This window comes from Vibrio sp. 2096, assembly GCF_033339595.1.
GTDB lineage: Bacteria > Pseudomonadota > Gammaproteobacteria > Enterobacterales > Vibrionaceae > Vibrio > Vibrio alginolyticus.
Genome location: NZ_JAWOUX010000108.1, coordinates 1 through 1,047, shown reverse-complemented (window position 1 = coordinate 1,047; position 1,047 = coordinate 1). Strand labels below are relative to the sequence as shown.

The following is a 1,047-nucleotide window of genomic DNA, read 5'->3' as shown; positions in this document are numbered from 1 at the left end:
GCTTGCTCTTCACTTACGTTGTCGCGTTTAACGGTGCGAGAAATTTGAGTTTCAGGTTCTACATCTACAACGAGGACACGATCGCACAAACTATCGAGGTTGTTTTCAACGAGTAATGGCACGACCAATAACGCATAATCCGACGTGACCTGTTGAAGGTCTTCTATCATTTTTTCTCGAATGATCGGATGTAACAATGCATTGAGCCAAGCTTTTTCTTCTGGATTAGAAAAGATTTTTTCGCGTAACTTGGCACGATCTAAGGTGTTGTCGTCATGCGTAATGTCTTGACCAAAATGTTGAATGATTGCATTTAACCCGGGAGTTCCAGGTTCGACGACTTCTCGTGCGACAATATCTGCATCGACAATATCAATTTTAAACTGCTGCTTGAACAGATTCGTTACGGTAGTTTTACCGCTGGCGATACCACCCGTTAAACCTATTACCAAAGCCATTTACACCCCTAAAATTGACGTGAAGTACCAACTTAGAATTTGGTCGCCCCAGATTAAGCTTACCCATCCTGCAATCGCTAAATATGGGCCGAAAGGGAAAGCTCTCTCTATACCTTGTTTTTGTAGTCGTAACTGAACGAGCCCGAATATCACACCGACGACGGAAGAAAGTAGGATGATCATTGGTAATGATTGCCATCCTAGCCAAGCGCCAAGGGCAGCCAGCAATTTAAAATCACCGTAACCCATGCCTTCTTTACCAGTAAGCAGTTTGAAACCCCAATATACTGACCAAAGACACAAATAACCGGCAATCGCACCAATTACGGCGTCTTGTAGACTAACAGGGCTTATTTCTGTTAATGCTAACGCAATGCCAGCCCAAGTTAATGGTAATGTTAATTGGTCCGGTAGCAGCATAGTATCGAGATCGATAAAAGTCGCGGCTATTAAGACAAATGTGAAAAAGATTAACGCAACCGTAAAGTAGCTAAAGCCGAAATGATAAGCCACAAAACCAGCGCACGCTGCAGTGAGTAATTCTATCAGCGGATATCGAGGACTAATTGCGGTATGACAATGATGGCAT

Annotated in this window: 2 protein-coding genes; both read right to left on the bottom strand. The window is 43.3% G+C overall.

Annotated features, from left to right (window positions below; genetic code table 11):
* Nucleotides 1-458: dephospho-CoA kinase (gene coaE / locus R7Q41_RS24400; protein WP_318144754.1), on the bottom strand; the 458-nt coding region annotated here is incomplete at its 3' end.
* The coding region (locus tag R7Q41_RS24395) for an A24 family peptidase (protein WP_318144753.1) at nt 459-1,047 on the bottom strand (589 nt) is incomplete at its 5' end.